Genomic DNA, 6,548 nt, shown 5'->3' on the forward strand with positions numbered 1-6,548 from the left:
CAATGGGGATATGATCATTCAGAAGCTGCTACTGTTTTATCTCTTACTCAAGAACAATTAGATTATTATCACAAAATAGGTCTATGGGATTTGATGTCAGATCATACAGACTATATGATAGGACCGTCTGATAGTAATGTTGTTTTTGTTGAAGAAATCCAAAACATACGCAACGCTATAGTAAAAGAAGTTGCATTAAAGGATATGAATATCATGAAAATGATTGAAATTTTGGACTATGCCATGCTACATGAAAAAACTGTGATAATGAATTTTGGATAATGAGTTTAGATACCGCTTTTTTTGCCTACCCAACGACATTAATATAGATGATTACGTTGAAACGATAGATTGGGGAAACAATAATCTACAAGCAAATACTGTCTTACCTCTCACAGTGAAAAATGTCGAATATTATCAAGAAATTAACTTATAGCATATAATTTCAGAGCAGACGAACAATTATCTCTTAGGGCCTAGTGAAGACGACTCTATACATGATATTGAAACAATTGAGAAGGTATATGATGCTTTTTTAAATATGGACATACCGAAGGATAAAAATATTGACAAGATGATTTATATCTTAAAATATGCAATTGACCATAATAGAGATCTATTTATACATATTTGATGCTTGCATACAGTTTGAAAAGCGCGGTAGCAAACATGAACTACTACTTAAACCAGTTGAGATGGATTATTTATGTAGACTCTGAGATAGTCAAAAAAACTTAGAACTATTATAGTGCTATTGGAATGAGTTTTTCGCAGCCTCTGCGTATGTGCAACACACCAGAAAATTTTATATCAGTAGCATACTAATACAGCTGTACTAATGCATGTCATCAACTATAACTATAAAATCAAAAATACAACAACATAAATGGATGAGCGACGGATATGAATTGGCTAAAACAGTTGTCCTCTGGCTTGCAAAAAAGGCAGCTACAGCGTCCAGAGTTGGCGGCGATGTTTAGTAAACCTTTGGCTAAACAATGGGTAGCGATTGATTGTGAAATGACAGGGCTTAATCCCAAAAAGCATCATTTATTGTCTGTCGCCGCCATACATATCAATGACAATACCATCGATACAGGTAATGGCATGCATCTAGTATGCAAGCCGCCTGTGATGCCCGATCGCGACACCATTGTGATTCATGGTCTGCGTACTGCTGATGTTGAGCATGGCATGAGCTACGATGACATGCTGGCGCTGTTGCTGCCGTTTATAGGCAATCGACCAATCGTGGGCTTCTGCACCCAAATAGACACCGCGTTTTTGAATCCTTTGGTCAAGCGTTATATGGGCACGGCGCTGCCAAACGAAATCATAGATTTGCGCCATTTATACAGTCGGCGCATGAGTGGTCAAACCCAAGGGCTCTCCAGTCAAGCGCAGCATCTCACCAATATATTGGCGCATTATAATATCCCTGAGCTGGGCGCCCACGATGCTTATAATGACGCACTGATGACAGCGATGGCGTTTTTGCATGTACGCTAATGTTGATTATTATTTATAAAATGACGTTTTTAAAACACCGCTTTCAATAACAAGCCATCTACGCGAAAACAGCAACTCATGTTACCATAGGCTGTTTTTACCACCTGATGAAAGATGCTCATGCGACCCACCTCAAAACACTGCAACCCTCCCGCCCTTACTGCCAAACTATCACCGCTTCGTAGCCATTTTCGACCCTTTAGTCAGTCTGGTAAATGCTTACCTATGCTGGCACTATTGGCAACCGTAATGGCATCACCGTTCCATGCGCAAGCAGCACTACCGCAAGCCATCGAAGCGGCCTTATCGCGCGCTGATTTAACCACCGCTGATATTAGTATTGTCATTACCCCTGTCGGTGATAAAAATGCCAGTCACTTGCCCGCGCCAATTCAGGTCGTTGATAGTAGCAGCTTAGACGGTGATTCTAATACGGACGGTAAGCACCAACAAACTACCCCTAATAATAACAATAACAATAACAGTGATAAAAAGCCCCTTACCAAACCAAGCGCACTGGTTACTATTGAACAGCAAACGATTAAAAAGCATGAGCAAGAGCTACATGCTTATACCGATGACCCTTACACCTACCAAAGCTTAGAAAGTATCCCCACGATACTGGATGATCATTCAAAACCGATAGTGGTGAATGGTGCAGGTGATAATAAAAATGGCAACGCCCGCACTGATAAATCCTCTATAAAAATCTCATTCTCACCATTACTCAATCATCAAGCTGATATCGCGCGCACACCTGCCAGTACCATGAAACTCGTTCCCAGCTTTATCGCTTTGGATACCATGGGTGCTGATTTTGTCTGGCACACTCGCGTCTATCACACGGGCATTATTATCGGCGACCGGCTGCACGGCGACTTGATTATTCAAGGCAGTGGCGACCCAAAGATGACCCATGAGCGATTGCAGCAATTACTCTATAAAGTGCAAGGATCAGGCATCCATCATATCGATGGTGATATTGTTGTGGATAGCTCGATTTTTAAAAATATCAGTAAAGACCCTGCCGCTTTTGACAACGCACCGTTACGCCCTTATAACGCCAGTCCCGATGGCTTTTTGGTGAATTTTAGTACCGTCGGTATCAAAAGCTATCCATTAGACAATGGTCAAGCCAGCCTAACCTATACACCGAAACTGGCGAATTATAACTTGCCTAATAAGATAGATATGCGTTCAGCGGCATGTGGACAAGCCCGTTATAGTCTTGCGCCGCAGTGGCAAGCTAAGCAGTTGGTATTGAATGCTGATTTGCCCAACAGCTGCCAAGAGCATGCTTTTTATGTTGCTTATCCTGATGCCAAAGACTTTGCCGCTCGTGTCGTCGCTGCAAAATGGCAAGCGCTAGGCAACACGCTGAGCGGCGATGTGATTAGCCAAGAAACGCCTTATGCTGCACAAAAATCTCTCAAAGCCAAACGCGGATTGGTGGCACTACCTATGTCCCCCTTACCGATTGTCAGCTATCCCTCTTTGAATTTAACCCAGCAGATTCACGATATTAACCATTTTTCAAATAATGTGATGACTGAGCAAGTGGCGCTATCGATCGGGGCTTATAACCAAGCTAATAATCAATCCAATAGCAAACCTAATAATAAGGCCGTCGATAAAACCGTCAATAAAGGCATTGATAAAAACATTAAAAGTCAAAATAGCTTATACCAATTTGGCAAACCGACTACGACGGACTATCCTGCAGCATTACAGACTATCGACCAGTGGTGGCAGACCAATCTAAGTACACCGCCACCACATTTAACCAATGGCTCAGGGCTTTGTCGTGACTGTACAATAACGGCAGCCAATCTAAGCGAGCTATTAACCTACGCTTATAGCCATCCAAGCTTCGATGCTTATGTCGACTCATTAGGGGTCGCTGGCGTCAGTGGCACCATTGCTGCTCATAGCAAACGCTTGCCTGAATCAACAGCCATCGGCCGCGCGTGGATAAAAACGGGTACTTTAAACAATGTCACCTCGATGGCAGGCTATGTCAAAGGGCTATCAGGACAAGATTATGTCGTGGTTGGCCTTATCAATAGTGACCAAGCGCTAAATGCTTATACTGCCCGCCCCGTGTTGGACGCGATGCTTGATTGGACCGCGCAGCATTGATTTTTAACAAAAATACTTTTTATTGAATCATGGATAAAGTATTCACTTTAATATTCTATTTTTTACCTTTATAAAGGTTCGCTTATGGCACGCAAAACCACCAACCTTAGCAAGCGTAATACTCGTTCAAACCGTCATGGGCTGCCGCAGGGTCATGAGTCAGTGCAACCTAAACTGGCACTCTATGTTGGTTTTTTTGCGATTGGTTATATTCTTGCCAGCGTGATATTTATGATGATTCAAACCAAGCTGGCTTTAAACTCACAGCTGGTCACCGTCATATCTATTTTTATCGGTACTTATATCGCAGTCAATAAATTCATCAAACATCAGCAGCGCGCTTTGAATAAATCTGAAATCAATCGCTTGATGTTTGGCGGTGTCGCTATCGTCTGGCTACTGACGGTCATTTATTTCTTAGCGATATGGTTCTTTTTATTTGATGAAGTGAGCCGTGAGGTTTTATCTGAGATGGCCATGCAGCAGCCGCTGCCACTACTGTCATCACTGGTTATGATTTTGGTGTTGACCTTGGTCAGTACTCGTATCAGTCTTTGGGCGCTCAACCACCTACTTAATCCCAAACAAAAAGCAAAGTGAGTTAGTCCTATTAAGGCAAGGCTCTACAAAGTTTATCTCCTATTAATACCTAAAATCCGTTAGGCTGACTTTAATAAGTCATGTTTTAACCATTGGCGGCATGGCATTTTTAATAGGAGCAATCATCATGGATATGGTTTTTTTTGACAATATAGACAAGCTTGGACGCATCGTCTTAACGACTGTTATGGTTTACCTATCAGTCGTACTGGTGACTAAAGCCTCTGGTAAACGCTCAACGTCACAGCTCAATAATTTTGATTGGATCGTCACTGTGATGATCGGTTCATTGGGTGCCAGCACTATTTTACTCAAAGACATTCCTTTTATAGAAGGAATTTCATCGATTTTGGTGCTCTACTTATTACAATTTTTGGTCACTAAATATGCCTCTGTCTCACCGCAATTTAGCAGTTTTATTCTATCCGAACCGCGTATCGTCTTTTATCAAGGGCAGTTTTTACCAGATACGATGCGTGCCGAGCGGTTGACTCGTCAGGAGATAGAGTGCGCGATGCGCTCCGAAGGGGTGAATAGCTTCGATGATGTTGAAGCCATTGTTTTTGAGTCTGATGCCAAGCTCACCATCATTCCAAAGCCTAGCCCAACTGAGGCTAGCGATAATAACCAAAGCTCAGAAGATACCGTGTCACAAACCATAAGGCCTTTGATGTGAGCCTTTGATATGAAAATAAAGTGACGTCAATCCAAGATAAGCGGCAGCAGTATTAGTGTCATTAAGCGCAAATAAACAGGGTAGCCAATTTGTATCAGCTACCCTGCCACTTTATATAATAATGATTATTAAATAGTTATTTTACCTAATAGCTATTTGATACGTTGCCAAGTCTGCGAGCGACCGAATACAGGTGAGCCTACATAACCACGTAGGTCTAAGCTTTGACCATTGTCGCTTAGGGTCAATTTACCAGAATAAGTTTTTCCCGATTCAGGGTCGACCAACTTGCCATGGCTCCATTTGTTGTTACCATCAGCCTTTAAACCTGATAAAATCTGTAAGCCTTCGACAGGCTGGTCTTTTAGACTACCTGGACATTTGGTACAGACAGCTTTAGCCTTTTCCTTATTAAGCACTTTGATAATTTTGCCTGAAACTTTGCCACTTTTTTCAGTTAACTGAATGACGGCCTTTTTTTCGCCTGTTTTATCATCAATGGTTTGCCATTGTGTGCCATCTAAAGAGGCAGCAAAGACAGAAGTAGAAAGCAAAACACCTGCAGTGAGAGTAAGTGCTTTTGAGATAGTACGATTCATGAACGACTCCTTTCATTAAAAAATACTTCAAGTTAATTTTTTGATTTATCATAAGACACGATACGGTTGCCTGTAATTTTCTCTTAAAGTGTTGACTTCCTCCGACTGCTTTTAAGTCGACATTTTTTATAAAATTATAAAAAGTTATAAAACAAGAAACTAAAGAACAACTGTTTGTCAAATAGTAGTAAACCATAAAAACCCCTGACGTAAAAGGATTGTTTGTTACATTAACTTAAGCGTAGAATTCTTTTGTTACGCTTTATCAATGATTAAAGTGGTATATATTATGAAGGTAAGAATTTTGACCGTTGGCAATAAGATGCCCAGCTGGGTACAGACAGGGTTTGATGAATACTTTAAACGTATTCAGCCAATGCTGAGTACAGAAATCGTGGAGCTTGCCGCTGCAAAGCGGGCAAAAAACCCTTCTGATGCCAATTTAGCACAGTACCGTGAGCAAGAAGGGCAGGCGATATTGGCCGCACATAATGCCTCAGGTCGTGAGCAACTATGGGTACTCGATGTCAAAGGTAAAATGCTCTCGACAGAAGGGTTGGCACATAAGCTAGCAGATGGCATGCAACAAGGCGATGATATTGCCCTAGTGATTGGCGGTGCTGATGGGGTTTCGCCCGAGGTATTGGCAAAGGCCGATGTGAAATGGTCATTATCAGCGCTGACCTTACCGCATCCGCTGGTACGTGTGGTATTAATGGAACAGCTATATCGAGCGATGAGTATCAATAACAACCACCCTTACCATCGCGGCAATTAAATTAAAAAAAAGCTCTTTTACATAGCGCACCTTATTAAACATCATAAACCTAAATAATATAGGGGCTGTATAGAATTCATCTATTAGGACTGCTGATCGCTAAAATAATTCCAGACTAGGCGTAAATCGAAGGTAATGTCGAGACCTTAGCTAGATTTACAACAACGTCTGGGGCGATTTTAGCATCAGTCCGAAGGAACAGGACTATTTTTTGCCACTTCATAGCCAAAACTATCGCGCTTAGAAT

7 protein-coding genes and 1 pseudogene are annotated in these 6,548 nt (G+C 41.7%); 7 read left to right on the top strand and 1 reads right to left on the bottom strand.

Annotated elements, in window-relative coordinates:
- The 6 genes and pseudogenes from EI162_RS12885 to EI162_RS12915 all read left to right on the top strand — a co-directional run.
- Positions 1-282 (top strand): DMP12 family DNA mimic protein (locus tag EI162_RS12885; protein ID WP_192524725.1); only part of this gene is annotated, 282 nt, incomplete at its 5' end.
- Positions 275-634, top strand: a pseudogene (locus EI162_RS14955) (DMP12 family DNA mimic protein). The gene EI162_RS12885 and the pseudogene EI162_RS14955, both read left to right, overlap by 8 nt.
- A gap of 269 nt (positions 635-903) precedes the next feature.
- Positions 904-1,509: a 3'-5' exonuclease gene (locus EI162_RS12900; protein WP_192524727.1), complete on the top strand. Its 606-nt coding sequence runs from the start codon at positions 904-906 to the stop codon at positions 1,507-1,509.
- 120 nt (positions 1,510-1,629) lie between these two features.
- Positions 1,630-3,648: a D-alanyl-D-alanine carboxypeptidase/D-alanyl-D-alanine-endopeptidase gene (locus tag EI162_RS12905; protein WP_192524728.1), complete on the top strand. Its 2,019-nt coding sequence runs from the start codon at positions 1,630-1,632 to the stop codon at positions 3,646-3,648.
- An 84-nt stretch (positions 3,649-3,732) separates the two neighbouring features.
- Positions 3,733-4,248, top strand: a complete 516-nt coding sequence (locus tag EI162_RS12910) for an ABZJ_00895 family protein (protein ID WP_192524729.1) — start codon at positions 3,733-3,735, stop codon at positions 4,246-4,248.
- A gap of 127 nt (positions 4,249-4,375) precedes the next feature.
- A complete protein-coding gene (locus EI162_RS12915) occupies positions 4,376-4,924 on the top strand; it encodes a DUF421 domain-containing protein (RefSeq protein ID WP_192524730.1) in 549 nt (182 codons plus the stop codon).
- A 152-nt stretch (positions 4,925-5,076) separates the two neighbouring features.
- Here the strand turns inward: EI162_RS12915 and EI162_RS12920 are convergent, their stop codons facing one another.
- Entirely contained in the window at positions 5,077-5,523 is a 447-nt protein-coding gene (locus EI162_RS12920; protein ID WP_192524731.1) for a DUF2147 domain-containing protein, read from the bottom strand.
- Positions 5,524-5,812: 289 nt separating this feature from the next.
- Here EI162_RS12920 and rlmH point away from each other — a divergent pair, with 289 nt between their 5' ends.
- The gene (gene rlmH / locus EI162_RS12925; RefSeq protein WP_192524732.1) at positions 5,813-6,301 is read left to right on the top strand and encodes a 23S rRNA (pseudouridine(1915)-N(3))-methyltransferase RlmH; all 489 of its coding nucleotides are present in this window, start codon (positions 5,813-5,815) and stop codon (positions 6,299-6,301) included.
- Positions 6,302-6,548 lie beyond the last annotated feature (247 nt).

Origin of the sequence: Psychrobacter sp. FME6 (assembly GCF_014861365.1) — a bacterium.
Taxonomy (GTDB): Bacteria; Pseudomonadota; Gammaproteobacteria; order Pseudomonadales; family Moraxellaceae; genus Psychrobacter.

What these genes read in the sequence shown, in the direction of transcription:
- EI162_RS12900 (WP_192524727.1), top strand. Translation starts at nt 904, where the DNA reads ATGAATTGGCTAAAACAGTTGTCCTCTGGCTTGCAAAAAAGGCAGCTA.
- EI162_RS12905 (WP_192524728.1), top strand. Translation starts at nt 1,630, where the DNA reads ATGCGACCCACCTCAAAACACTGCAACCCTCCCGCCCTTACTGCCAAA.
- EI162_RS12910 (WP_192524729.1), top strand. Translation starts at nt 3,733, where the DNA reads ATGGCACGCAAAACCACCAACCTTAGCAAGCGTAATACTCGTTCAAAC.
- EI162_RS12915 (WP_192524730.1), top strand. Translation starts at nt 4,376, where the DNA reads ATGGATATGGTTTTTTTTGACAATATAGACAAGCTTGGACGCATCGTC.
- EI162_RS12920 (WP_192524731.1), bottom strand. Translation starts at nt 5,523, where the DNA reads ATGAATCGTACTATCTCAAAAGCACTTACTCTCACTGCAGGTGTTTTG.
- rlmH (WP_192524732.1), top strand. Translation starts at nt 5,813, where the DNA reads ATGAAGGTAAGAATTTTGACCGTTGGCAATAAGATGCCCAGCTGGGTA.